Raw genomic sequence first — 23722 nt, 5'->3', positions numbered from 1 at the left:
CTCACCACCAGTACTTGCCAAAATTCTCCGGGTTGGCCCAGAACTTCGCGTTCAGCCAGTCCGGTACTTGTTTGTATTCGCGCAGGTCGTAGGTGAAGAGGGTCAGCACCTGTTCGTCCCGGGCGAAACGTTCACTGGCCTGCAGGGCCAGCGAGTAGAAGTCGGTGGTCTGCCAGCCGCAGGCCTTCATGTCGGCCAGCACGGCAATGCGGCTGGCATTCAGGTTGCGAATGCCGCCCAGCAATTCCAGCCCCGCACGTTTGGGCATGTGCTCCAGGCAGTCGACCACCAGCGCCAGATCAAAACGCTGCCCGGCGAGTTCAGCGGGCAGTGCGCCTGGCGCGGCCTGGGCCAGCTGGGTGTCCGGGTGCGCTTCCTGAAAAGCCTGCAGGGCAGGAAAACTGTCTGCGCCAATCAGCAGAAGACGTTTGGGCGCGTACCGGTCGAGCAGGGCGGCGAGGGCCTGCTGCGGGGTGCGGGTGGAAAAACTGTCGGTCATCGAAATCCCTCATTGAGCTCGCAAGGTTAGCCTGCTGAATGATCGTGGCCTAGTGCTTGAACTTTTTTATCGGTCGCCATGACAAAGCGTACGGAGTGAAGGCAAAAGGCTATTTCTAGAAGAACAAGCCAGACCGTGCACTGAAAAACCCATAAAACCCCCTGTTTCCGGGTGGCAAATGGCCCCAACGGCGTCTTTACTCCATTTCAGTCGGTTTTAGCCGATACCAAAGGAGAAGAACTGTATGAGCATGATTCGGACAGCGTTACCTCTGATTTTGGTTACCAGTGTATTGACGGGCTGTGCCGGCTTGCAAAAGACCGACTGGCCACTGTGTGCTGCGGGCGGCGTCCTCACCGGTGCAGCGATTGGCGCGTTCCAGACAGCCTCCGTCGCGGCGGGGCTGGGTGGTGCTGTCGGTGTGATGGCGGGCGCTTATTGCTGGGCTCACGGTGATGGCGATGATGATGGCGATGGTGTGCTGAACAGCGTCGACAAGTGCCCGAACACACCAAAAGGTACGCCGGTGGATGCGACCGGTTGCCCACTCGTGACGCCAGCGCCAGAGCCTGCGGTGGCTCCGGTGGTGTTGCCAAAAGAAGAAGTCATTACGATCCGTGACGTGCACTTCGAGTTCAACAAGGCAACGCTGACCCCGGGCGACAAGCAGCAACTGGATATGGTTGCGACCAAACTGAAAACCGAAGCACCTAACGTGCAGATGCACGTGAGCGGTCATACCGACAGTGTGGGCAGCGATGCCTACAACCAGAAACTGTCGGAGAAACGTGCGCATTCGGTGACGGATTACCTGGTCAGCGCCGGTATTCCTCGCAGTGCGTTCGTGTCGGTTGAAGGTGATGGTGAAGCGCGTCCAGTGGCGGATAACAAGACTGCCGAAGGCCGTGCTTTGAACCGTCGTGTGGAGATCAAGCTTAATCGCTGATTGAGTTCGCGATTTGGTGTGTGAGAAAGCCCCGGCCATTGTGTCGGGGTTTTTTTTGGCGGGCATCAAAGGCGGATCAAGGCACAGCGCGCCTCGTCGGCGGTAACGCTTATCTGTGCAATCCCTAAACCCACGACTTTTACCCCCTCTCTCTGGCATAGTCGCGCTCGTCGCCGTACTGTGCGCGAAGCTTTTCGCGGCGCAGAAATAAAAAAATACCAGGGGCGTGTCATGAAGTTGTTTTGGGGCTTGGGGAAAGTCTTGATGTTGGGGTTTTGGGCGGTGGTGCTGGCCAATCAGGTCGTTGTCCTGCCGATTCCCTTCGAGATGTTGATCAAACTGGCGGGCAGTCTGTTGCTGCTGACCCACGTCATGGAGCTGTTTCTCTTCAACGGTAGCCTGCGGGGTCGTTCGCACCCTTGGGGCGATCGTTTACAGATCCTGATTTTCGGTATTTTCCACCTGCAATCTTTCGATCGCCGCCAGGCGGAGGTTCACCATGCGTAATGCGTTGCTGATGACGGCGGGCCTGCTGTCGGCCCTGAGCAGTTCCTGGGCGATGGCGCAGGCGATTTCGGTGGAGCCGCATTCGCTGATGCGCTTGCCGAGTAACACCAGCGTGCTGCAACTGGAGCGTCTGGAGGTGGCGGATTACGGAACATTGCTGATCCCCGCCGGGCTCACTGAGGTGCAAGTGGGGCAACTGGTCATGGGCCATGAGTCGCGCATTGCCATCGTGCCAAGTGCCGAGCCGTTCAAGTTGCAGGTCAAACGAGGGGACCTCGGCAGCGGCGCGCAGATCACTGCGCGGGGTGCGCCGGGCACGTTTGAAAAGCCGCCGTTGCCAGGGCGTAACCTGAACCTGCGCCTGGAACAGTTGAACGCCGATGAGCTGTTCATCGACGCGCGCGGTGGTGCAGGCTCGCCTGGTTATGTGGGGCTGGACGGCGGCAACGGTCAGGACCCGGGATGCACCTGGGGCTCGGCTAGCCGGGGTTTCGACGGTGATAACGGCGGCAACGGCAAGGACGGCGCTCCCGGTGCCCTGGTTCGGCTTGAGCTGCCTCAGGCGTTTCCGGACGACCGCGTGAAGGTCAATGTGCAGGGTGGCGCGGGCGGTGCCGGCGGTGAAGGTGGCCGCGGCGGGAAGGGCGGCACCTCGAAAGGCTGCCTCGTCTACCGCGCGGACGGTGCCAAGTCAGGCAAGAACGGCGAGAAAGGTCAACCGGGTTCGACGGGGCCTGCCGGCTCTGTGAGCGTTCGCAAGTTGTAACCGCAACGCGTATTTGTGTAGGAGCGCCGCTTCATAGCGGTGACGCGTCACCTGTGGGAGTGAGCTTGCTCACGAAGGGGCCATTACATCCGCCGCATCGCTGGCGGTTGATCATCGTCCCTCGTGAGCCAGGTCACTCCTGCAGTGTCCGGTTTCAGCCTAGAACCCGGGCCGTGCTGCCGCAATCGCCACCACCACAATCCCCACAGTCAGATTGATTCCCACCAGACGTCTGATTTTCCCCAGCGCAGCCGCTCCCTCTGGCCACTGTTCAGCAACGACAGCCTTGCGCAGTTCCGGAAGGTTCAGCGTCGAGACGCGCAGGAACAGCGCCACCATCACCACGTACAACCCCATCATGACCTGCACGTAGCTGGGCGCGGTCTGGAAACCGCTGAAATTGAGGTGGATCATCCCGATGCCTGTCACGGGCAAGAGGATCACCGCGCACCAGACCCACACAAAAAAGCGCGGTAAGACCTGCAGCCACAGCTTCAGGCGTGACGGCCCTTCCAGCGCCGAGATGACCGCCGGTCGCAGAATCATCCACGCGAAAAACATTCCTCCGACCCAGACAACAGCCGACAGGACGTGCAAGGTGTAGACAAAGGCTACAGGCGACATCGGAAACTCCGTTCTGCGCAGAAAGCATTAGCGCGGTATGATAGCCGCCCTCCGAAGACTGGAGATATATCCAGCGGTTTTTTTATGTTTTCATTCAGCACCGTGACGCCGAGCCAACGACCCAGCCCATGATCAGCACCGAACTCAAATCCCAGATTCAGGGCGCCTATTCGCGTTTCCTCGAAGCCAAGAGCCTCAAACCTCGCTACGGCCAGCGTTTGATGATCGCCGAGGTCGCCAAAGTGCTGGGAGACGTGGACACCGACGAGGAAGGCCGCCGTTCGGGCGACCCGGCGGTGGTCGCGGTGGAGGCGGGCACGGGGACCGGCAAGACAGTGGCCTATGCCATCGCCGCGATTCCGACGGCCAAGGCGGCCGGCAAGCGTCTGGTAATTGCCACCGCCACCGTTGCGTTGCAGGAACAGATCGTCCACAAGGACTTGCCCGACCTGATGCGCAACAGCGGGCTGAGCTTTACGTTCGCGCTGGCCAAGGGGCGCGGTCGTTACATGTGCCTGTCCAAACTCGACATGCTGCTGCAGGAAGGCAACGCGCAAAGCGCCACGGCGCAGCTTTTCGAGGAAGAAGGCTTCAAGATCGAGGTCGACGAGGCCAGCCAGAAGCTGTTCACCACGATGATCGAGAAGCTCGCCGGCAACAAATGGGACGGCGACCGCGACAGCTGGCCTCAGGAGCTGGCCGACCAGGATTGGGCCCGGCTGACCACCGATCACAGCCAGTGCACCAACCGGCATTGTCCGAATTTTCAGCAGTGCGCGTTCTACAAGGCGCGCGAAGGCATGGGGAAAGTCGACGTCATCGTCACCAACCATGACATGGTCCTGGCCGACCTCGCGCTCGGCGGGGGCGCCGTTCTGCCGGATCCTCGCGACACGCTTTATGTGTTCGACGAAGGCCATCACCTTCCTGACAAGGCCATCGGCCACTTCGCGCATTTCAGCCGCCTGCGTTCAACGGCGGACTGGCTGGAGCAAACGGCCAAGAACCTCACTAAATTGCTCGCTCAGCATCCATTGCCCGGGGACCTGGGCAAGCTGATCGAGCAGGTGCCGGAGCTGGCGCGGGAGATCAAGACCCACCAGCAATTCATGTTCACCGCGTGTGAGCAACTGGCCGACTTCAAGGCGGGCGAGGACATGGAAGGGCGAGAGCGCCCGCGCCATCGCTTCGTCGGCGGTGTGGTGCCTGAGCACATGCGCGAGATGGGCATCGAGCTGAAGAAAGGGTTCGCTCGCCTGGACGATCTGTTCACGCGCCTGACCGAGCTGCTCAAGGAAGGCATGGATGGCGAGGTCAATATCGGCATCGCCAGCCATCAGGCCGAAGAATGGTATCCACTGTTCGGCAGCCTGCTGGCCCGTGCTCACGGTAACTGGGAACTGTGGACCGCGTTCACCGCCGAAGACCCGGAAAACAGCCCGCCCATGGCGCGCTGGTTGACCCTTGCCGAAAGCGGCTCGCTGTTCGACATCGAAGTCAACGCCAGCCCGATCCTGGCGGCGGAGATGTTGCGTCGCAACCTGTGGAACGTGGCGTACGGCGCGTTGGTCACCTCGGCAACGCTGACGGCGCTGGGCAAGTTCGACCGTTTCCGTATGCGTGCAGGCCTGCCCAAGGACGCCGTTACGGCAGTGGTGCCAAGCCCGTTCCATCACGCCGATGCGGGCGTGTTGCGTGTTCCGGACCTGAAGGCCGATCCGCGCAATGCGGCTGAACACACGGCTGCGATCATCCGCGAACTGCCCGGTCTGGTCGAAGGCTCAAAAGGCACGCTGGTGCTGTTTTCCTCGCGCAAACAGATGCAGGAAGTATTTGACGGCCTGGAGCGTGACTGGCGCAAGCGTGTGTTCATCCAGGGCAACCTGTCGAAACAGGAAACCCTCAACAAGCACAAGGCTCGGGTCGACGGTGGCGATGAAAGCGTGTTGTTCGGTCTGGCCAGCTTCGCTGAAGGGGTCGATTTGCCCGGCGCTTATTGCGAGCACGTGGTGATTGCCAAGATCCCGTTCGCGGTGCCTGACGATCCGGTGGAAGCGGCGCTGGCCGAGTGGATCGAAGCCCGAGGCGGCAACCCGTTCATGGAAATCGCCGTGCCCGACGCTTCCTTGCGGCTCATTCAGGCCTGTGGCCGCCTGCTGCGCACCGAACAGGACCGCGGCATCATCACGCTGCTCGACCGTCGCGTGGTCACCCAGCGCTACGGCAAAGCGATCCTCAACGCACTGCCGCCTTTCCGCCGCGAAATTTCCTGACGGGTGTCGGGGATGAAACGCGGTTGATCGGGTCTTATCTCGGCCCGCTCCATCGTCAGCGCTGACGCTGCGATGGAGTTTCCGATGATCCAGGAGCACCCGATCAGATGATTCGCCGTTCACTGTCTGCCTTCCTCGCCATCGCGTGCGCAGGACCTGTGTATGCCGCGCCCGACGGCCAGCAGACGCTGTTCAATTTCGTTCGGCCTGCCGATGTGGTGCAAGTCACTACGCAGGACGCCACGTTGCCGCAAGCCAACGCCGAGCAGACCGCCGAGGGCGAGGTGCTGCGGCGCGTCATCTTCAATCCGGTCGCAAAACCCAGCCTGCGGCTGACGCCACAAAATGGCGTCTGGGACTGGAGCGCCGACAGCGCCATGACCTTGCGCGTACAGAGTGCCATGGACTGGGCACTGACCCTGTATGTGCAAATCCAGAGCAGTGACGGCAAGACCCTCAATAGCCGGATCGACCTGCCGGCGGGGCCTGCGCAAACCCTCATCGTCCCGCTGCAGGCCAGTTCGCCCCTGAGTCAGGGCATGCGGGTAGGACCGCCCATGCCGTGGACCTACGAGGGCCAGCGCGTGTTGCTGGCCAGTGCCGAGGGCGAGCTGAATGCTGCGCAAGTCAGTTCGGTTACCGTGTCAATGTCCCAGCCCGACGTGGCGCAAAGCGTGCTGATCGAAAAGTTTGGCGTGCAGGAAGGCGATGCGATTCAAAAAGCCGCTTACACCCACCTGCTCGATGGTTACGGTCAGTACACCCGGGGCAAATGGCCGGAAAAGATCAACAGTGACGATCAGCTCAAGGCCCTCGCCGGCAAAGAGCAAACGCAGCTCAAGGCGTGGCTGAAGGACCGTCCGGCCCAAGACAAATATGGCGGTCTGCTCAAAGGACCGACCTTTGAGGCAAAAGGGTTTTTCCGCACCGAGAAACGCAATGACCGATGGTATCTGGTGACCCCCGAAGGGCATCCGTTCTACTCACTGGGCGTCAACGCGGTCACGGCGGACGACAGTCAGACCTACGTCGAAGGCCGGGAGACGATGTTCAGCAGCCTGCCGGGCGACGACGATCCGTTGGCGACGTTCTACGGCAAGGGGAATGATCATCGCGACACCGGCGCAAGCAAGGATCGTCGCTTCGACCAGGGCCGCACGTTCGATTTCTACGGTGCCAACCTGCAGCGCACTTACGGTGCGTTCGATACACAACGCTGGGCGGACCACACCCTGCAGCGCCTCCAGGCGTGGGGCTTCAACACCATCGGCAACTGGAGCGAGCCCGCACTCGAGAATCCGGACGTCAGCGCGCAAAGCCATGTGCCTTACACCTTGCCGCTGTCCATCGTCGGCGATTACGTTAGCATCAGCACCGGTCACGACTGGTGGGGCGGGATGCCTGATCCGTTCGATCCGCGTTTTGCGATGGCCACTGAACGTGCCGTCGCCATCGCTGCGCGCGATCACCGCGACGATCCCTATCTGATTGGCTATTTCGCCGATAACGAACTGGCGTGGGCCGCGCCGGGGGACGATCCTCACGATCGTTATGCGCTGGCGTACGGCACGTTGAGGCTCACCACGGATGTGCCCGCCAAGCGCGCATTCCTCAAGCAATTGCGCGACAAGTACCGCAATCAGGAAGGCCTGTCCAAAGCGTGGGGGATAGACCTGCCTGCGTGGGAGTTGATGGAAGACCCCGGCTTTGAACCGCCTTTGCCGAGTGCTGAGCACCCGGAAATCGAAAATGACTTCAAGTATTTCCAGCGGGTGTTTGCCGAAACCTATTTCAAAACCATTTCCGACGCGCTCAAGTGGCATGCCCCCAACCACTTGCTGCTGGGTGGGCGTTTCAGCGTCAGCACGCCCGAGGCCATCGAGGCCTGCGCCAAGTTCTGCGACGTGCTGAGTTTCAACCTCTATACGCCGAAGCCGCAGGACGGGGTGGACTTCGCCAAATTGCGCGTGCTCGACAAGCCCGTGCTGGTCAGCGAGTTCCACTTCGGCTCGCGTGATCGCGGACCTTTCTGGGGCGGCGCGATGGAGGTGGCCCGCGAGGAGGATCGCGGTCCCGCTTATGCGAGCTTCCTGAAAAGCGCACTGGCCGAGCCTTCCATTGTCGGTGTGCATTGGTTCCAGTACCTGGACCAACCTGCGACCGGCCGCATGCTGGACGGGGAAAATGGTCACTTGGGCCTCGTGGGGATTACCGACGTCCCCTATCAAGGCTTCGTGGAAGCGGTGCGGAAAGCCAATGGGCAGGTGGCGGATGTGATGGGCAAAATTCAGTAACTTCGCTGATCTGTAGGAGCGCGCTCCTACAGGTTTTGCTGTGGGTCTGGCAACGCATGGCTGTTCCCAAACCCTCAAATCGCTGGAACAATGCACGCCATTTTGTGCAGGCCCCGACCGGAGAGCGAAACCGTGCAGATTCAAGGTCATTTCGAGCTTCAATTCGAAGCTGTACGCGAAGCGTTTGCCGCGCTGTTCGACGATCCGCAGGAGCGTGGCGCGGCCTTGTGCGTGCAGATCGGCGGCCAAACCGTGCTCGACCTGTGGGCGGGCACGGCCGACAAGGACGGCGCCGAGGTCTGGCACAGCGATACCATCGCCAATCTGTTCTCTTGCACCAAGACCTTTGCCTCGGTCACTGCGTTGCAACTGGTGGACGAAGGCAAATTGCACCTGGACGAACCGGTCTCACGGCTGTGGCCGGAGTTCGCGGCGGCAGGCAAACAGGCGATCACCTTGCGTCAGTTGCTCTGCCACCAGGCGGGTCTGCCTGCGATTCATGACATGTTGCCCGCTGAGGCCTTGTACAACTGGGAAGCGATGACCGACGCCCTGGCGGCGGAAGAGCCGTGGTGGAAGCCCGGTGAAGGTCATGGGTACGCCGCGATTACCTACGGCTGGCTGGTGGGCGAAATGATTCGTCGCGCCGATGGCCGCGGGCCGGGTGAGTCCATCGCTGCCCGGATTGCCAAGCCGCTGGGACTGGATTTTCATGTCGGTCTGGCCGATGAGGAATTCCACCGTGTGGCGCATATCGCGCGGGGCAAGGGCAATATGGGCGACGAAGCGGCCCAGCGTCTCGTACAGACCACGATGCGTGAGCCCACGTCCATGACCGCGCGCGCATTCACCAACCCGCCGTCGATCATGACCAGCACCAACAAGCCGGAGTGGCGGCGCATGCAACAGCCCGCCGCCAACGGCCACGGCAATGCCCGCAGCCTGGCGGGTTTCTACAGTGGATTGCTCGATGGCAGCCTGCTGGATGCCGATCTGATCAACGAGCTGACCCGCGAGCACAGCATCGGTCAGGACAAGACATTGTTGACCCAAACCCGCTTCGGTCTGGGTTGCATGCTCGATCAGCCCACCGTACCCAATGCGACGTTCGGTCTGGGCGCAAAATCGTTCGGCCATCCGGGTGCCGGGGGATCGGTGGGTTTCGCCGATCCCGAACGTGACGTGGCGTTTGGCTTCGTGACCAATACATTGGGTCCGTATGTGCTGATGGATCCGCGCGCGCAGCGTCTGGTACGGGTGCTTGGTGAGTGTTTGCAATAACTATCGCCGATAAGTGCTTGTTCTACCGACTGTCAGTTAAACCGCCCATAACGGAACCGTAGGGCGGTTTCTTTTTCCAACTCAGCGTTTATGCGTGTTATATGGGCGCTGCTTCGTTCATTTTCTGATCAATTATTTGTGTGGGTCACCCATGTCTGCCAACAAAAGCCTCGCATTTGCACTGTGTATCGCCGTTACCGGTTGCGCACAGACTCCCCAGGACTCGTCGGCCAGCAATGACCATTGGTGGTCATTCGGCTCCGGAAAAAGTAATGACGCTGCTGCCTCGGTAAAACCTGCCGCCAGCCCCGCTGCCGCAGAAGTCGCAAAAACAGAAGCCGAGAGTGGCACGCACTGGTACTGGCCGTTCGGCTCTGACCACGGTGCGACCGATAAGAAGCCCGAGCTGGCAGCGACTCAGCCTGCCGCCAAACCTGCGGTGGCGAACGCTGACGAGGGCAACAAGTGGTGGTGGCCGTTCGGCGGCAACGAAGCGAAGAAAGAGGCTGCACCCGCAGTGCCGAAGGTCGACCCGAAGGTTACCCAGGCCTGGCTCGACCAATACGAGCCACGCGTGCGTGACGCCATCAAGGACAGCAAGTTCGAACTCGAGCGCCGCGAAGACGTTCTGGTCGTGACGGCTCCGGTTGACAGCACCTTCAACCCGGATCGTCCGGAAATGCTGCTGCCCGTCAATCTCGGTCCGATTACCCGGGTGGCCAAGCTCGTGGAAGGCGACCAGAAGTCTTCCGTGCTGGTGCTGGGCCACAGCGACGTCGCCAGCGATGCGAACCTGAAGATCAGCCAGCAGCGGGCGCAGTCGGTCGCCGCCATCTTCCGCCTCAGTGGTCTGGAGCGTAATCGCCTGAACCTGCGGGGTCTTGGGAACGTCATGCCGCGCGCTGCCGATGACAGCGCTGCCGGTCGAGCGTTGAACCGCCGTGTGGAAATCATCATGACGCCGCAGGACACGATGGTGGCGCTGCTGGCCAAGTACAACATGACGCCGGCGCCTGCTCCGACCATGGTCGCCGTGAAGCAAGCAGCACCCGTGGTCGCACCTGCACCGGCCACCAAGGCGGCACCGGCCAAATCCGCGGCACCTGCGAAGAAAGCCGCACCGGCCAAAGCTTCCACTGCCAAGAAGGCACCTGCGAAAAAAGCGGCGCCCAGCAAGGCCAAGGCAGCGCCCGCCAAAGCCGCCGCGAAGAAACCTGCAGCCGACGCGCAGGCCAGCAGCAACTGAGGGTAATATCGCTATCCCGCTCACGGATTTCGATAAAGGAAGGCAGTGATGAGCCAGAGTCTGGCTGATATGCGTCGTAACTACGCCCGCGAAGGTTTGACCGAGTCGCAGGCTCCGGAAGAACCTTTTGCGTTGTTCCACCAATGGTTTGGCGAGGCGGTGAAGACCGAGCAGGCGCCGGTTGAAGCCAATGCGATGACGCTGGCGACTGTCGATGGTGACGGTCGCCCACACTGCCGGGTCCTTCTGCTGAAGGGCCTCGACACTCAAGGCTTCACCTTCTTCACGAATTACGACAGCGCCAAAGGGCAGCAGCTGGCTGCACGACCCTTTGCCGCCATGACCTTCTTCTGGCCGACCCTGGAGCGTCAGGTGCGCATCGAAGGGCGGGTCATGAAGGTCTCTCACGAAGAGTCCGACGCCTATTTCCAGGTTCGCCCACTCGGCAGCCGCTTGGGTGCCTGGGCATCGCCGCAGAGCCAGGTCATTGCCGACCGTGAGGCGCTCGAAGCGCTGCTCAAGGCCACCGAAGCACGCTTCAGTGAGACGCAACCCGACTGCCCCGAGCATTGGGGCGGCTATCGTCTGGTCCCCGATCGCATCGAGTTCTGGCAAGGTCGTCCAAGCCGTCTGCATGATCGCTTGAACTACCGCCTGGTCGATGCGCAGTGGACGCGTGAACGTCTCGCGCCATAGCGCTTCGGCGGCTGAAAAAACAATTCTTTGAATCTATCCAGTGGGTCGTCGTCCATACTCGTAGACGCCGGCGACTTTCTGTATAGCGCCTGAATAAACGTAAATTATCGGTGCAGGACCGTGACATCGATTGGCGTCGCGGAGTCTAATGGCTACCTGTTCCCCTGGAGGCAAATGTTATGCGTAAGTCTGTTCTGTTGGCTGCTTCGTTCACCGCCATGGCGCTGACCCTGGGCGGCTGTACCTCGAGCCTGACCGGCGACTCGTACTCGCGCGATGAAGCTCGCCAAGTGCAGACCGTGCGTCTGGGCACGATCGAATCGCTGCGCCCCGTGAAGATTGAAGGCACCAAAACCCCGATCGGTGCGGGTGCCGGTGCGATCGTCGGTGGTGTCGGTGGTAGTGCCATTGGTGGCGGCCGCGGCAGCATCGTCACCGCGGTCATCGGCGCTGTCGCTGGCGGTTTGTTGGGCTCGGCGGCGGAAGGCGGTTTGACCCGTGCGCAGGGCGTGGAGATCACCGTGCGTGAAGACGACGGCACCATGCGTGCTTATGTGCAGGAAGTTCAGGAGAACGAGATCTTCCGCGTGGGTGAACGTGTGCGCATCATGACCGTTAACGGCACCAGCCGCGTGACTCACTAAGCGATGCTGATTAGGTCTGAAGCAGGTTGATGTAATACCTGCTTACACAAAAAACGCCCCGACGTGCCGGGGCGTTTTCGTTTCTGCTGACGGGTGATGAATCGCTCAGATTTGCGGCTTAGCGCTCCGGGCACTGGAGACAGCCGTCAGTGCGTAACCGACCAGCGCCGCCAGGATCGAACCGGTCAGAATGCCCATTCGGTCCATGCCCGCAAATTCGCTCTGTCCGGGCACAAACGCCAGTGAGCCGACAAACAGGCTCATGGTGAAGCCAATCCCGCACAGTATTGAGACGCCCAGCACCTGACCCCAGTTCGCGCCTGCTGGCAGTGCGGCCAGCCCGACCTTGACCGCCAGCCATGTGAGCCCGAAGACGCCCAGCATCTTGCCCACCAACAGCCCCAGCGCGATGCCCATCGGCACAGGATGGGTGAAGCTTTCAAGGGTGACACCGGCCAGTGAAACGCCCGCGTTGGCGAAGGCAAACAGGGGCAGAATCGCGTACGCCACCCACGGATGCAGGGCATGCTCCAGTTGCTGCAACGGCGCGGGCACGTCCTTTGGGGTTTTCAGTGGAATGCAGAAGGCGAGGATGACGCCCGCCAGCGTGGCGTGCACGCCGCTCTTGAGTACACACACCCACAGCACCAGACCCACGAGCAGGTAGGGCGCCAGCTTTATCACGCCCAGCCGGTTCATCCCGATCAGCGCAATGAGCGAAGCGGCCGCGATGGCCAGCGACAGGTTAGACAGCTCACCCGAGTAGAACAGGGCAATCACGATGATCGCGCCGAGGTCGTCGATGATCGCCAGCGTCATCAAGAACAGCTTGAGTGACACCGGAACGCGTTTGCCCAGCAGGGCAAGAACGCCCAGAGCGAACGCGATGTCTGTCGCCATCGGAATGGCCCAGCCGCTCATGGCGGCGGGGTTGTCTTTATTCAACGCCCAGAAAAACAGGGCAGGAACCACCATCCCGCCGATTGCGGCAGCGCCGGGCAGGACGATTTGCGAAGGGCGGGACAGATGCCCTTGAAGCACTTCGCGCTTGACCTCCAGGCCGATGAGCAGGAAGAACAAAGCCATCAGGCCGTCGTTGATCCAGAGAAGCAGCGGTTTGGCGATTTTCAGTGCGCCGATCTGTGCCACCACGGGCACTTCCAGCAGGCCGTTGTACAGCCAGGACAGCGGCGAGTTATTGATGACCAGGGCAAGGGCGGCAGCGGCGATCAACAACAGACCGCCAGCCGCCTCAAGCTGGAAAAAACGTTTGAATGTGTTGCGTACGGGCAAGGTCACTCTCCATGGACATGCGCAAAAGGAGCGACACCCTAACCCGTCGGCTTATTTCTGAAAACAAAAGTTATATTCGATTTGGTTATTAAAAAATGAGCATAATCGTGTATACAAATTAACTGTGAAATTAGTTTCAAAGTGCTACAGGGCTTATCCCGCTTGGGTTGTAGGATCTTTAACCTTCTAGCGTGAGAAACAATTGTGGGAGCGGATTCATCCTCGACGTCAGTACAGCCAGCAGTAGTCACTGGCCGTCATACCTATCGCGAATGAATTCGCTCCGACAGGGGGATCCCCGGTTTCGTCGGTTATTCCGCCATTCCTAACATGCTCTTGGCCAGTGCCTCGGCGATTCGAATACCGTCGACACCCGCCGACATGATTCCGCCTGCATAACCAGCGCCTTCACCGGCCGGGAACAGCCCTTTGACGTTGAGGCTTTGCATATCGGCGCCACGGGTGATGCGCAGGGGCGAAGAGGTGCGGGTCTCAATGCCTGTCAGCACGGCGTCGTGCTGCGAGAAGCCTTTGATCTGCTTGTCGAACGCCGGCAACGCTTCACGAATGGCTTCGATGGCGAAGGCGGGCAGGGCGTCGGCCAGGTCGGTCAGTTTCACGCCGGGCTTGTAGGATGGCTCGACGCTGCCCAGTTCGGTCGATGCCTTGCCGGCGATGAAATCACCCACCAGCTGCGCGGGCGCCTCATAGCTCTCGCCGCCCATGATGTAGGCGTGGGACTCCAGACGCTCTTGCAGTTCGATACCCGCCAGCGGGCTGCCCGGATAGTCTTCATCAGGCGTGATACCGACCACGATGCCCGAGTTGGCGTTGCGCTCGTTACGTGAATACTGGCTCATGCCGTTGGTGACGACGCGGTTCGGTTCGCTGGTGGCGGCGACCACGGTGCCGCCTGGGCACATGCAGAAGCTGTAGACCGAGCGACCGTTTTTGGCGTGGTGCACCAGCTTGTAATCCGCAGCCCCGAGTTTCGGGTGACCGGCGTATTTGCCCAGTCGCGCGCGGTCGATCAGGCCCTGCGGGTGTTCAATGCGGAAACCCACCGAGAACGGCTTGGCTTCCATGTAAACGCCTCGGCCGTGGAGCATGCGGAAGGTGTCGCGGGCACTGTGGCCCAGCGCGAGGATGACGTGACGCGAATCAATACGCTCGCCGCTGTCGAGCACCACGCCTTGCAACTGGCCGTCCTCGATCAGCACGTCAGTCACGCGCTGTTGGAAACGGACTTCGCCGCCCAAGGCTTCGATCTGCTGACGCATGTTTTCCACAACGCCGGTCAGGCGAAACGTACCGATGTGCGGTTTGCTGACGTACAGGATTTCTTCCGGCGCCCCGGCCTTGACGAACTCGTGCAGGACCTTGCGACCGTGAAATCGCGGGTCCTTGATCTGGCTGTAGAGTTTGCCGTCGGAAAAGGTGCCTGCGCCGCCTTCGCCGAACTGAACGTTGGACTCGGGGTTGAGCACGTTTTTACGCCACAGGCCCCAAGTGTCTTTGGTCCGCTGACGGACTTCCTTGCCACGCTCAAGAATGATCGGCTTGAAACCCATCTGGGCCAGCAACAGCCCGGCGAAAATGCCGCAAGGGCCGAAGCCGACCACCAGTGGGCGTTCGTTGAGGTCTGCGGGTGCATGGCCGACAACTTTGTAGCTGACGTCGGGCGCGGCCGTGACGTGCTTGTCGTGGCTCAGGCGCTGGAGCAGGGCCGCTTCGTCCCGCACCTGGAAGTCGATGGTGTAGATGAACTGCAGTTCGGTGGATTTCTTGCGCGCATCGTAGCTGCGCTTGAACAGGGTGAAATCCAGCAGCTCGTCGCTGTCGATGCCCAGGCGTTGTACAAGCGCTGGGCGCAGCGCGTCATCCGCGTGGTCGAGCGGCAGTTTGAGTTCGGTGATTCGTAACATTGAAAGGTCCGGTTTCGGGCCGCAGGGTCGGCCCGGCAGCGCTACAAGAACCGGCGATTATAAGCCAGATTGCGCAGTGAGCGTTGGCTGGAGCGACGACGTAAGCAACGCATCGCCCCTCCAGGCGTGTACAAGCCCAATGTCAGAGCGCGCGTGCCCCAACAAAGACGTGGACGATCAATCGTTACGCATCGCTCCGAAATAGGCACAGCCGCGCTGCACTTTCCCGTTGACGCGCAGTTCGGCCGTCAGATGCTGCACGGAACCGTTCACCGGATCGACGCAACGCTGCGGGGCAACGTACAGCTCGACATGCTGGTCGTTGGCGTCGGTGATCAGGTTGAAACGGCCTTCGGGCATCTGCTCTTCCATGTAAGGCACCGCAAATTCGTCCTGGCCTTCACGCTCCAGCACCATGCCTTTCCCGCTGGCGTTGAGGTTCCACTTCGGTCCGTTGCCGCTGGCATGAATGGTCAGGCGCTTGAAATTGGGGTCTTCGCAGGCATTGCCCGGACGCTCGACGCGGTACAGCTGATAGACGTCAGCCTGACCGTCACTGCCTTGCGCCTTGCTGGCGACGAAGTTGCCGCGCACATCGGCGAACGCCTTGCCGCTCTTGTCCACCACCGAAGCGGCTTCTTGCAGGATGCCGGTGTTGCCTTTATCGGTGACGGCGTAGCGACGTTGCTCACTGCAGGGCTGGAAATACAGCTTGCCGCCGTCGCCGCTGAGCGTGCCCTGCATGCGCAGCATCCCGGCCGTAGAGACTTTGCCGTCGGCGGAGGGCGAAGGGAGCAGTTGGCAGCCGGCGAACACCGGCAGTAAGGCGAACATCAGGACGGATCGAGCAGCAAACATGTGGCGGGTCTCCAGACAGGTGCCGCCACGTTACTCAGGCTGCTCGCTCATCACAAGAGGCGATTAGCCGACGTGATAGGTCTGTCCGGTTTGCAGCCCTTCGACGCTTTTCGCATAGGCCAGCGCCACGTCGGCGCCCGACACCGGTTTGAAGCCGCGGAAGTAAGGCGCGTAGCTGCCCATCGCTTCAACCAGTACGTTCGGGCTCACCGAGTTGACCCGCATCCCGCGCGGCATCTCGATCGCGGCGGCACACACGAAGGCGTCGATAGCACCATTGACCAGGCTGGCGGAGGCGCCGGTCCGGATCGGGTCGTGGCTGGTAATGCCTGTCGTGAAGGTGAACGATGCGCCGTCGTTGGCAAACTCGCGACCGATCAGCAGCAGGTTGACCTGCCCCATGAGCTTGTCGCGCAGACCCAGCTCGAAGGATGCTTCCGTCATCTCGCCCAGCGGGGCGAACGTGACATTGCCGGCCGCACAGATCAATGCATCGAAAGGACCTGTTCGTTCGAACAGTTTGCGGATTGATGCGCTGTCACTAATATCGACATGCTCGTCACCGCTGTTACGGCCAATGCGAACGATGTCATGGCGTGGCGCCAATTCCTTCTCGATCGCCGATCCGATGGTTCCGCCAGCGCCAATCAATAGAATCTTCACGTTGCAGTCCTTCCCGTTAGTGGATCAGGCGTTCAGTGTCCACCGCCTTTTCCCACAGATAAATAGGCCAAACGGCAATCCCGGTTTGTCAGAAAGGAAACAATCATGAGTGAAATGGACGACCTCGCGGCGTTTGCCATGCTGGTTGAAGCCAACAGCTTCACCTTGGCCGCGCAATGGCTGGACACCAGTACCAGCCAATTGTCCAAGCGCATCAGCAAACTGGAAAAAAGCTACGGCGTGACGCTGCTGCACCGGACCACACGCAGTCTGACGTTGACCTCGGCCGGGGCGATTCTGCTGCCTGAAGCCCGTGCGCTGCTGGCGCAACGGGATCGCGTGCGCGATGCCATGGCTTATCTCAGCGAGAGTCTGGTCGGCACGGTGCGCCTGACGGTGCCGGTATCATTGGGTGAGACGTTTTTCGAGGGACTGCTGACGGAGTTTTCGAAAGCCTATCCCGACGTGCAGGTCGAGTTGGACCTGAACAATCAGTTCCGCGACATGCGCCGCGACGGCTTCGATCTGGGCATTCGCTCAAGTGTCGGTATTGATGAGCGCCTTGTGGCGAAACCGCTGTTGTCGTTGCAGGAGTTGACGTGCGCGAGCCCCGACTACATCGCCCAGCATGGCGCGCCGCAGACGCCGGAAGCCCTGCGCGTGCACCGTTGCCTGCTGAACAGTCATTACGCCGGTCGTGAGACCTGGGTCTATCACCAGAACCATGAACTGACGCGGGTGAACGTGCGCGGTACGTTCGCCAGCAATCACTATGGTTTGTTGAAGAGAGCGGCACTGGTCGGCGCGGGGATTGCGCGGTTGCCATCGTATATGGTGCATAACGAGCTGGATGAGGGGCAGTTGGTGTGGTTGCTGCGGGATTATCAGACGCCGGTGTCGTCGTTGTATCTGGTGCATCCGTTCGAAGGGCATCTGCCGAGAAGGATTCAGGTGATGGCTGATTATCTGACGCATTGGTTTGAGCGGAGTACGGCGGCGTTGGAGAGGCTTTGAGTTGTCGATGTTTTTTTTCTTGGGGTTGGGTGGGGTATGGGGTGAGTATCCGTTGCTGCGGTAACGGCTACTTGTGGTTCCGCTCTTACAGCGGGTCACTTTTGTAAAAAGCGACAAAAGTAACCAAAAACGCTTTGCTCCTGGTTAGGTCCGACTTCGTCGGATTCCCGCACTCCGACGACGCTCCGTGGGCCCGCGCCGAACGGACATCCATGTCCTGACGGCGCTCTCGCGGCATCCATGCCGCTCTCGCGGCATCCATGCCGCTCGACCCACTCCGCGTCGTCTACGTTTGGCCTGCACCCAAGTCGCGATTTTTGGTGTCTGGACTGTCGCGTACAAGAGCAATTCGGGCTGGAGCTAACGCTCATCGCCTTCTTGGTTCGTGCATCCATTTCCCGCACTTCACCCATAGTTGTAGGAGCGTGGCTTGTCCCGCGATCTGCCGGGAACCGGCAGCAAATCCGATGCATGCGGTGTATCAGGTACAACCGAGTCGCTTGATTTCGCTACCGCTGCGCGGCAGATCGCGGGCAAGCGCGCTCCTACGGCCTCCGGCCACAATCAAAAGCAGACCGGTTATTCGCAATGCTTGCTTCGTGATCGTTCCCACGCTCCGCGTGGGAGTGCCTGCCAGGACTCTCCGCGTCCACGTTGACGCAGAGCGTCAGTCGCTCCGTTACCACGTGGAGCGCGAGAACGATCGCCTGCTCTTGGCTCTGGCTTTTGATCTTCCTGCCGAGCCAGTCCAGACACCGCCAATCGCGACTTGGGTGCAGGCCAAACGCAGACGACGCGCAGTGGGCCGAGCGGCATGGATGCCGCGAGAGCGCCGTCAGGACATGGATGTCCGTTCGGCGCGGGCCCACGGAGCGTCGTCGGAGTGCGGGAATCCGACGAAGTCGGACCCAACCAGGAGCAGGGCACTTTTGGTTACTTTTGGTGCCTTTTCAAAAGTGACCCGCTGTAAGAGCGGAACCCTAAGCCGCCGTTACCGCAGAAATGGATATACCCCCAATCCCAATCCCAATCCCAATCCCAATCCCAACCCTAAGCCCCAATAAAAAAGGCCCCAAAAAAGGGGCCTTTCCACACGTTTCCGAAACGCCCGAGGGCAGGGGAATCACCCCCCCAAATACGCATCCCGCACTTTCGGATCAACCAGCAACTCAGCGCCCGAACCCTGCATCACCACCCGGCCGTTCTCCAGAACATACGCACGGTCAGCAATCTTCAGCGCCTGGTTGGCATTCTGTTCGACCAGGAACACCGTCACACCATCTCGACGCAGTTGTTCAACGATCTCGAAGATCTGCTGAATGATGATCGGCGCCAGCCCCAGCGACGGCTCATCGAGCAACAGCAGCTTGGGTTTGCTCATCAGTGCGCGACCGATGGCGAGCATCTGCTGTTCGCCGCCGGACATGGTGCCGCCGCGCTGGTTGAAGCGTTCTTTCAGGCGCGGGAACAAGGCCAGAACCTTGTCCATCTGCTCCTGATAATCGCCTTTATCGGTGAAGAACCCGCCCATGGCCAGGTTCTCTTCCACGGTCAGACGGGCGAACACGCGGCGGCCTTCCGGCACCACCGCGATGCTCTTGCGCATGATCACCGAGGACTCCAGGCCCACCAGCTCTTCACCCATGTAGCGGATGCTGCCGCTGTGCGCGCGCGGCGAACCGCAGAGCGTCATCAGCAGGGTGGATTTGCCCGCACCGTTGGCGCCGATCAGGGTCACGATCTCACCCTGTTGCACGTCGATGCTGACGCCGTGCAGCGCCTGGATCTTGCCGTAGAAAGTGGAAACGTTGTCGAACTGCAGCATTTACGCTTCCCCCAGGTAGGCTTTGATCACTTCAGGATTGTCACGGATCTGCTCGGGCGTGCCGTCGGCCAGGGGTGTGCCCTGGTTGATCACCACGATGTGGTCGGAAATGCTCATGACCAGCTTCATGTCGTGCTCGATCAGCAACACCGTGGCGTTGTGCTCGTTACGCAGCACGCCGATCAGTGCCTTGAGGTCTTCGGTTTCCTTGGGGTTCAGCCCCGCCGCCGGCTCGTCGAGCATCAGGATGCGCGGACGGGTCATCATGCAGCGGGCGATTTCCAGACGACGCTGCTGACCGTACGCCAGCGTACCGGCAGGGCGGTTGGCGAAGGCTTTGAGGTCAACCGCTTCAAGCCAGTGCTCGGCGTATTCCATGGCCTCGCGTTCGCTTTTGCGATACGACGGGGTCTTGAACAGGCCGGACAGGAAGTTGGTGTTGAGGTGACGGTGCTGGGCAACCAACAGGTTTTCCACCGCGGTCATTTCCTTGAACAGACGCACGTTCTGGAAGGTACGCACCACGCCCTTGCGCGCGATCTCGTGACCGGCCAGCCCTTGAATCGGTTCGCCGTCGAGCAGGATGGTGCCCGCCGTCGGTTTGTAGAAACCGGTCAGGCAGTTGAACACGGTGGTCTTGCCGGCGCCGTTCGGGCCGATCATCGACACCACCTGTTTCTCGTTGACAGTCAGGCCCACGCCGTTGACCGCCAAGAGGCCGCCGAAGCGCATGCTCAAGCCCGAAGCTTGCAGAAGTGGACGGCTCATCAGCGTTCCCCTTTGAGTTTCATGACGGGACGCTGCATTGGCAGGAAGCCCTGAGGACGCCAGATCATCATCAGCACCATCAAGGCGCCGAAGCCCAACATCCGGTATTCGCTGAATTCGCGGAGCAGTTCAGGCAACAGGATCATCACCACTGCAGCGAGAATCACGCCCAGCTGCGAGCCCATGCCGCCCAGTACCACGATGGCGAGGATGATCGCCGACTCAAGGAAGGTGAACGATTCCGGGGTGATCAGGCCTTGCCGCGCGGCAAAGAAGCTGCCGGCAAAACCGGCGAACGCCGCACCGAGGGTGAACGCCGAGAGCTTGATCACCGTAGGGTTCAGGCCCAGTGCACGGCAGGCGATTTCGTCTTCGCGCAGGGCTTCCCACGCGCGGCCGATCGGCATGCGCAGCAGACGGTTGATCACGAACAGCGCCAACAGCGCCAGCAACAGGGCGATCAGGTAAAGGAAGATCACCTTGTTGATGGAGTTGTATTCCAGGCCGAAATACTCGTGGAAAGTCTGCATCCCTTCAGCCGCTTTGCGCTCGAACGTGAGGCCGAACAGCGTCGGTTTTTCGATGTTGCTGATGCCGTTCGGGCCGCCGGTGATGTCGGTCAGGTTACGCAGGAACAGACGAATGATTTCGCCGAAACCCAGCGTCACGATCGCCAGATAGTCGCCGCGCAGACGCAGCACCGGGAAGCCCAGCAGGAAGCCAAAGGTCGCAGACGCCAGACCGGCCAGCGGCAGGCAGATCCAGAAACCGAAGCCGAAGTAGTGCTGCAGCAGGGCGTAGGTGTAAGCACCGACGGCATAGAAGCCGACGTAACCCAGGTCCAGAAGCCCCGCCAGACCGACCACGATGTTCAGCCCCAGGCCGAGCATCACGTAGATCAGGATCAGCGTGGCGATGTCCACCGCGCCGCGCGAGCCGAAGAACGGCCAGACCAGGGCCGCGATGACGATTGCGCCGAGGAACCAGCGCTGCGTCGACGGCAGGGTCAGGAAGTTGCTGGCCTTGTCCGACACCATTTGCTTTTGCGGGCGCGAACGCCACATGGCGCTGATCTGTTCGTTGAACAGCACACGCAGGAACATCAGCAGCGCGGCGGCGAAGATCACCAGCACGGTGGTGGTGCTTGCACCGACGACGGCCAGGTTGACCCCGACGATGTCCAGTTTGAGCCCGAGGATCGGGTAAGCGACGGCCAGCACCAGCACTGCGCTGAAGAGGGCCGATTTGAGATTCCTGGTCATACTTTTTCAACCTCCGGACGGCCGAGCAGGCCGGTTGGCCGGAACAACAACACCAAGACGAGAAGACCGAACGCCACGACGTCCTTGTACTGGTCGCCGAAAATGTCGGCACCAAACGCTTCAGCCACACCCAGCACCAGACCGCCGAGCATCGCGCCCGGGATACTGCCGATACCGCCGAGGACCGCAGCGGTGAAGGCCTTGATGCCGACGAGGAACCCGGCGTTGGGGTTGATCACGCCGTACTGCATGCTCAGCAGTACGGCAGCGACCGCCGCCAGTGCCGCACCGATGACGAAGGTCAGGGCGATGATGTTGTTGGTGTTGATGCCGAGCAGGTTGGCCATCTTGATGTCCTCGGCACAGGCGCGGCAGGCGCGACCCAGGCGGGAGCGGGAGATGAACCAGGTCAGCCCGAGCATGGCCACCAGCGTGACGATGAAGATCAGGATCTGCATGTACGAGATCACCACTTCGTGCGTGCTGCCAGGGCCGAAGACGAAGTTGCCGGGGATCAGGTTAGGGATCGATTTGTCTTTGGAGTCCTGCGACAACAGCACGGTGTTCTGCAGGAAGATCGACATACCGATTGCGGAAATCAGGGGGATCAGACGGTTGCTGCCGCGCAGCGGACGGTAGGCGACCCGTTCGATGGCGTAACCATAGGCGCTGGTCACCACGATACTTGCGACAAACGCAGCCGTGATCAGCAGGGGCAGATTGTCCAGACCGAGCATGGTCAGGCCGGCCAGGGCGATGAACGCCACGTACGAGCCGATCATGTACACCTCGCCGTGAGCGAAGTTGATCATGCCGATGATGCCGTAGACCATGGTGTAGCCGATGGCAATCAAGGCGTAAGTGCTGCCAATGGTCATGCCATTAACCAGCTGTTGAAGAAAGTGATAGAGGTCTATCGACATTGCAAAGTGCTCCTAAAAACCTGCCTGGTGTTTCACTGGTGAAGTCTTTTTCCCGCTCGCGCGTCGTGATCTACGTCCGCGTTCGGCACGAGCCCAGTGATTCACTGGTGCGGTTTCAAGATGTTCAGGCGTCTGGATTCTTGTGAAATCCATTCCCCTCGTAAAACAAAGCCCACTGCGGTTGCAGTGGGCTTTGGGGCAATACTGGGCGTGTGATTACTTCACAGGGGCTTCAGTCTTGGTGCCATCTTTGTGCCAGGTGTAAACGACGAATTTGAAGTCTTTCAAGTCACCCTTGCCGTCAAAAGACAGATCGCCGGTAGGGGTCTTGAAGGTGCCGGCGCGGATGGCGTCAGACACTTTCTTGGTGTCTTCCGACTTGGCGGCCTTGATGCCGTCAGCGATCACTTCAACAGCGGCGTAGGCCGGGAACACGAAAGGACCGCTCGGGTCTTCTTTCTTGGCTTTGAATTCTTCTACCAGTGCCTGGTTGGCAGGGTCCTGGTCGAAGGATTTCGGCAGGGTGACCAGCAGGCCTTCGGACGCGTCCTGAGCGATCTGCGAGATGGATGCGTTACCTACGCCTTCCGGACCCATGAAGCCGGCTTTCAGGCCTTTTTCCTGTGCCTGGCGCAGGATCAGACCCAGCTCAGGGTGGTAGCCGCCGTAGTAGACGAAGTCGACGTTGGCTTGCTTCATTTTGGCGATCAGCGAGGAGAAGTCCTTGTCGCCGGCGTTGATGCCTTCGAACAGGGCGACTTTCACGCCGTCTTTTTCCAGAGTCTGTTTAACGGCAGTGGCGATACCTTCACCGTACTGCTGTTTGTCGTGGATGACCGCAACGACCTTCGGCTTGACCTGCTTGGCGATGTAGTTGCCAGCGGCCGGGCCTTGTGCGCTGTCCAGGCCGATGGTGCGGAACACCATTTTGTAGCCACGGTTGGTGATTTCCGGGCTGGTGGCAGCCGGAGTGATCATGATGATGCCTTCGTCTTCGTAGATGTCGGACGCGGGCTGAGTGGAGCTGGAGCACAGGTGGCCGACCACGAATTTCACGCCGTCGTTGACCACTTTGTTGGCGATTGCGACCGCTTGTTTAGGGTCACAGGCGTCGTCGTATTCAACGGCTTCGAGTTTCTTGCCATCCACGCCGCCTTTGGCGTTGATGTCAGCGATGGCCATTTTGGCGCCGCTGAACTGCATGTCGCCGTATTGGGCGACAGCACCGGTCTTGGGACCGGCGATACCGATCTTGATGGTGTCAGCTGCGAACGAATGGCTGGCAACCCCCGCCAGAACCAGTGCGGCAAACAGCTTGGAAATCTGATTAATACCCTTAGTCATGATGCTCCACTCTTGCGTTGTAGTTTTTATAATCCTGACGGCCAGAAGCTGCAGGACCGGATTGATTAATC

The 23722-nt window shown here is 60.5% G+C and carries 21 protein-coding genes; 10 read left to right on the top strand and 11 right to left on the bottom strand.

Annotated elements, in window-relative coordinates; translation table 11 throughout:
* Nucleotide 1: 1 nt before the first annotated feature.
* On the bottom strand, nucleotides 2-499 hold the full coding sequence (locus ABDX87_RS07355; RefSeq protein WP_346832285.1) for a DUF6231 family protein: 498 nt from the start codon (nucleotides 497-499) through the stop codon (nucleotides 2-4).
* Nucleotides 500-743: 244 nt separating this feature from the next.
* On the opposite strand from ABDX87_RS07355, the gene ABDX87_RS07350 reads away from it, so the two are divergent.
* From ABDX87_RS07350 to ABDX87_RS07340, 3 genes are all read left to right on the top strand, one after another.
* Nucleotides 744-1445 carry an OmpA family protein gene (locus ABDX87_RS07350; RefSeq protein WP_346832284.1) on the top strand — a complete coding sequence of 234 codons (702 nt, stop codon included), beginning with the start codon at nucleotides 744-746 and terminating at the stop codon, nucleotides 1443-1445.
* A 231-nt stretch (nucleotides 1446-1676) separates the two neighbouring features.
* A complete protein-coding gene (locus ABDX87_RS07345) occupies nucleotides 1677-1952 on the top strand; it encodes a DUF1145 domain-containing protein (RefSeq protein ID WP_346832283.1) in 276 nt (91 codons plus the stop codon).
* Nucleotides 1945-2718, top strand: coding sequence for a collagen-like protein (locus ABDX87_RS07340; protein ID WP_346832282.1), 774 nt, complete (start codon nucleotides 1945-1947; stop codon nucleotides 2716-2718). Before ABDX87_RS07345 ends, ABDX87_RS07340 begins: the two co-directional genes overlap by 8 nt.
* 159 nt (nucleotides 2719-2877) lie before the next feature.
* Here the strand turns inward: ABDX87_RS07340 and ABDX87_RS07335 are convergent, their stop codons facing one another.
* Entirely contained in the window at nucleotides 2878-3342 is a 465-nt protein-coding gene (locus ABDX87_RS07335; protein WP_346832281.1) for a DUF2269 family protein, read from the bottom strand.
* Between the two features lie 128 nt (nucleotides 3343-3470).
* Between ABDX87_RS07335 and dinG the strand changes: the two genes are divergently transcribed.
* The 6 genes from dinG to ABDX87_RS07305 all read left to right on the top strand — a co-directional run bounded on the left by dinG (nucleotide 3471) and on the right by ABDX87_RS07305 (nucleotide 11776).
* Nucleotides 3471-5615 (top strand): ATP-dependent DNA helicase DinG, encoded by a 2145-nt coding sequence (dinG, locus tag ABDX87_RS07330; RefSeq protein ID WP_346832280.1) that lies wholly within the window; start codon nucleotides 3471-3473, stop codon nucleotides 5613-5615.
* A gap of 107 nt (nucleotides 5616-5722) precedes the next feature.
* Nucleotides 5723-7909: a beta-agarase gene (locus ABDX87_RS07325; RefSeq protein WP_346832279.1), complete on the top strand. Its 2187-nt coding sequence runs from the start codon at nucleotides 5723-5725 to the stop codon at nucleotides 7907-7909.
* Between the two features lie 132 nt (nucleotides 7910-8041).
* Nucleotides 8042-9190, top strand: coding sequence for a serine hydrolase domain-containing protein (locus tag ABDX87_RS07320; RefSeq protein WP_346832278.1), 1149 nt, complete (start codon nucleotides 8042-8044; stop codon nucleotides 9188-9190).
* A 151-nt stretch (nucleotides 9191-9341) separates the two neighbouring features.
* Nucleotides 9342-10436, top strand: coding sequence for an OmpA family protein (locus ABDX87_RS07315; protein WP_346832277.1), 1095 nt, complete (start codon nucleotides 9342-9344; stop codon nucleotides 10434-10436).
* Nucleotides 10437-10484: 48 nt separating this feature from the next.
* Nucleotides 10485-11132 (top strand): pyridoxamine 5'-phosphate oxidase, encoded by a 648-nt coding sequence (pdxH, locus tag ABDX87_RS07310; protein WP_346832276.1) that lies wholly within the window; start codon nucleotides 10485-10487, stop codon nucleotides 11130-11132.
* Nucleotides 11133-11311: 179 nt separating this feature from the next.
* Nucleotides 11312-11776: a glycine zipper 2TM domain-containing protein gene (locus ABDX87_RS07305; protein ID WP_346832275.1), complete on the top strand. Its 465-nt coding sequence runs from the start codon at nucleotides 11312-11314 to the stop codon at nucleotides 11774-11776.
* Nucleotides 11777-11881: 105 nt separating this feature from the next.
* On the opposite strand, the gene nhaA is transcribed toward ABDX87_RS07305, so the two are convergent.
* The 4 genes from nhaA to ABDX87_RS07285 form a co-directional block, all read right to left on the bottom strand.
* The gene (gene nhaA / locus ABDX87_RS07300) at nucleotides 11882-13069 is read right to left on the bottom strand and encodes a Na+/H+ antiporter NhaA (RefSeq protein WP_346832274.1); all 1188 of its coding nucleotides are present in this window, start codon (nucleotides 13067-13069) and stop codon (nucleotides 11882-11884) included.
* 311 nt (nucleotides 13070-13380) lie between these two features.
* Nucleotides 13381-14994, bottom strand: coding sequence for an NAD(P)/FAD-dependent oxidoreductase (locus tag ABDX87_RS07295; protein WP_346832273.1), 1614 nt, complete (start codon nucleotides 14992-14994; stop codon nucleotides 13381-13383).
* Between the two features lie 177 nt (nucleotides 14995-15171).
* On the bottom strand, nucleotides 15172-15852 hold the full coding sequence (locus tag ABDX87_RS07290) for a COG3650 family protein (RefSeq protein ID WP_346832272.1): 681 nt from the start codon (nucleotides 15850-15852) through the stop codon (nucleotides 15172-15174).
* 63 nt (nucleotides 15853-15915) lie between these two features.
* Nucleotides 15916-16515, bottom strand: a complete 600-nt coding sequence (locus tag ABDX87_RS07285) for a short chain dehydrogenase (protein WP_346832271.1) — start codon at nucleotides 16513-16515, stop codon at nucleotides 15916-15918.
* A gap of 105 nt (nucleotides 16516-16620) precedes the next feature.
* On the opposite strand from ABDX87_RS07285, the gene ABDX87_RS07280 reads away from it, so the two are divergent.
* Complete coding sequence (locus ABDX87_RS07280) at nucleotides 16621-17529, top strand: LysR family transcriptional regulator (RefSeq protein ID WP_346832270.1); 909 nt, start codon at nucleotides 16621-16623, stop codon at nucleotides 17527-17529.
* A gap of 1123 nt (nucleotides 17530-18652) precedes the next feature.
* Here the strand turns inward: ABDX87_RS07280 and ABDX87_RS07275 are convergent.
* The 5 genes from ABDX87_RS07275 to ABDX87_RS07255 form a co-directional block, all read right to left on the bottom strand.
* Complete coding sequence (locus ABDX87_RS07275; protein ID WP_062387842.1) at nucleotides 18653-19354, bottom strand: ABC transporter ATP-binding protein; 702 nt, start codon at nucleotides 19352-19354, stop codon at nucleotides 18653-18655.
* Nucleotides 19355-20122: a high-affinity branched-chain amino acid ABC transporter ATP-binding protein LivG gene (gene livG, locus ABDX87_RS07270; RefSeq protein ID WP_074753106.1), complete on the bottom strand. Its 768-nt coding sequence runs from the start codon at nucleotides 20120-20122 to the stop codon at nucleotides 19355-19357.
* Entirely contained in the window at nucleotides 20122-21384 is a 1263-nt protein-coding gene (locus ABDX87_RS07265) for a high-affinity branched-chain amino acid ABC transporter permease LivM (RefSeq protein WP_346832269.1), read from the bottom strand. Before ABDX87_RS07265 ends, livG begins: the two co-directional genes overlap by 1 nt.
* Nucleotides 21381-22307, bottom strand: a complete 927-nt coding sequence (livH, locus tag ABDX87_RS07260) for a high-affinity branched-chain amino acid ABC transporter permease LivH (RefSeq protein ID WP_346832268.1) — start codon at nucleotides 22305-22307, stop codon at nucleotides 21381-21383. Before livH ends, ABDX87_RS07265 begins: the two co-directional genes overlap by 4 nt.
* A gap of 216 nt (nucleotides 22308-22523) precedes the next feature.
* A complete protein-coding gene (locus tag ABDX87_RS07255) occupies nucleotides 22524-23651 on the bottom strand; it encodes a branched-chain amino acid ABC transporter substrate-binding protein (RefSeq protein WP_346832267.1) in 1128 nt (375 codons plus the stop codon).
* Nucleotides 23652-23722: the final 71 nt, after the last annotated feature.

The sequence above is a fragment of the Pseudomonas abietaniphila genome, assembly GCF_039697315.1.
Classification (GTDB): Bacteria; Pseudomonadota; Gammaproteobacteria; order Pseudomonadales; family Pseudomonadaceae; genus Aquipseudomonas; species Aquipseudomonas abietaniphila_B.
Note: the sequence above shows the minus strand (reverse complement) of the source record. Positions and strands in the feature narration are given on the sequence as shown.

What these genes read in the sequence shown, in the direction of transcription:
- ABDX87_RS07340 (WP_346832282.1), top strand. Translation starts at nt 1,945, where the DNA reads ATGCGTAATGCGTTGCTGATGACGGCGGGCCTGCTGTCGGCCCTGAGC.
- ABDX87_RS07315 (WP_346832277.1), top strand. Translation starts at nt 9,342, where the DNA reads ATGTCTGCCAACAAAAGCCTCGCATTTGCACTGTGTATCGCCGTTACC.
- ABDX87_RS07255 (WP_346832267.1), bottom strand. Translation starts at nt 23,651, where the DNA reads ATGACTAAGGGTATTAATCAGATTTCCAAGCTGTTTGCCGCACTGGTT.
- ABDX87_RS07275 (WP_062387842.1), bottom strand. Translation starts at nt 19,354, where the DNA reads ATGCTGCAGTTCGACAACGTTTCCACTTTCTACGGCAAGATCCAGGCG.
- ABDX87_RS07325 (WP_346832279.1), top strand. Translation starts at nt 5,723, where the DNA reads ATGATTCGCCGTTCACTGTCTGCCTTCCTCGCCATCGCGTGCGCAGGA.
- livH (WP_346832268.1), bottom strand. Translation starts at nt 22,307, where the DNA reads ATGTCGATAGACCTCTATCACTTTCTTCAACAGCTGGTTAATGGCATG.
- ABDX87_RS07290 (WP_346832272.1), bottom strand. Translation starts at nt 15,852, where the DNA reads ATGTTTGCTGCTCGATCCGTCCTGATGTTCGCCTTACTGCCGGTGTTC.
- ABDX87_RS07355 (WP_346832285.1), bottom strand. Translation starts at nt 499, where the DNA reads ATGACCGACAGTTTTTCCACCCGCACCCCGCAGCAGGCCCTCGCCGCC.
- ABDX87_RS07305 (WP_346832275.1), top strand. Translation starts at nt 11,312, where the DNA reads ATGCGTAAGTCTGTTCTGTTGGCTGCTTCGTTCACCGCCATGGCGCTG.
- ABDX87_RS07350 (WP_346832284.1), top strand. Translation starts at nt 744, where the DNA reads ATGAGCATGATTCGGACAGCGTTACCTCTGATTTTGGTTACCAGTGTA.
- ABDX87_RS07280 (WP_346832270.1), top strand. Translation starts at nt 16,621, where the DNA reads ATGAGTGAAATGGACGACCTCGCGGCGTTTGCCATGCTGGTTGAAGCC.
- ABDX87_RS07295 (WP_346832273.1), bottom strand. Translation starts at nt 14,994, where the DNA reads ATGTTACGAATCACCGAACTCAAACTGCCGCTCGACCACGCGGATGAC.
- pdxH (WP_346832276.1), top strand. Translation starts at nt 10,485, where the DNA reads ATGAGCCAGAGTCTGGCTGATATGCGTCGTAACTACGCCCGCGAAGGT.
- ABDX87_RS07265 (WP_346832269.1), bottom strand. Translation starts at nt 21,384, where the DNA reads ATGACCAGGAATCTCAAATCGGCCCTCTTCAGCGCAGTGCTGGTGCTG.
- livG (WP_074753106.1), bottom strand. Translation starts at nt 20,122, where the DNA reads ATGAGCCGTCCACTTCTGCAAGCTTCGGGCTTGAGCATGCGCTTCGGC.
- ABDX87_RS07335 (WP_346832281.1), bottom strand. Translation starts at nt 3,342, where the DNA reads ATGTCGCCTGTAGCCTTTGTCTACACCTTGCACGTCCTGTCGGCTGTT.
- ABDX87_RS07345 (WP_346832283.1), top strand. Translation starts at nt 1,677, where the DNA reads ATGAAGTTGTTTTGGGGCTTGGGGAAAGTCTTGATGTTGGGGTTTTGG.
- dinG (WP_346832280.1), top strand. Translation starts at nt 3,471, where the DNA reads ATGATCAGCACCGAACTCAAATCCCAGATTCAGGGCGCCTATTCGCGT.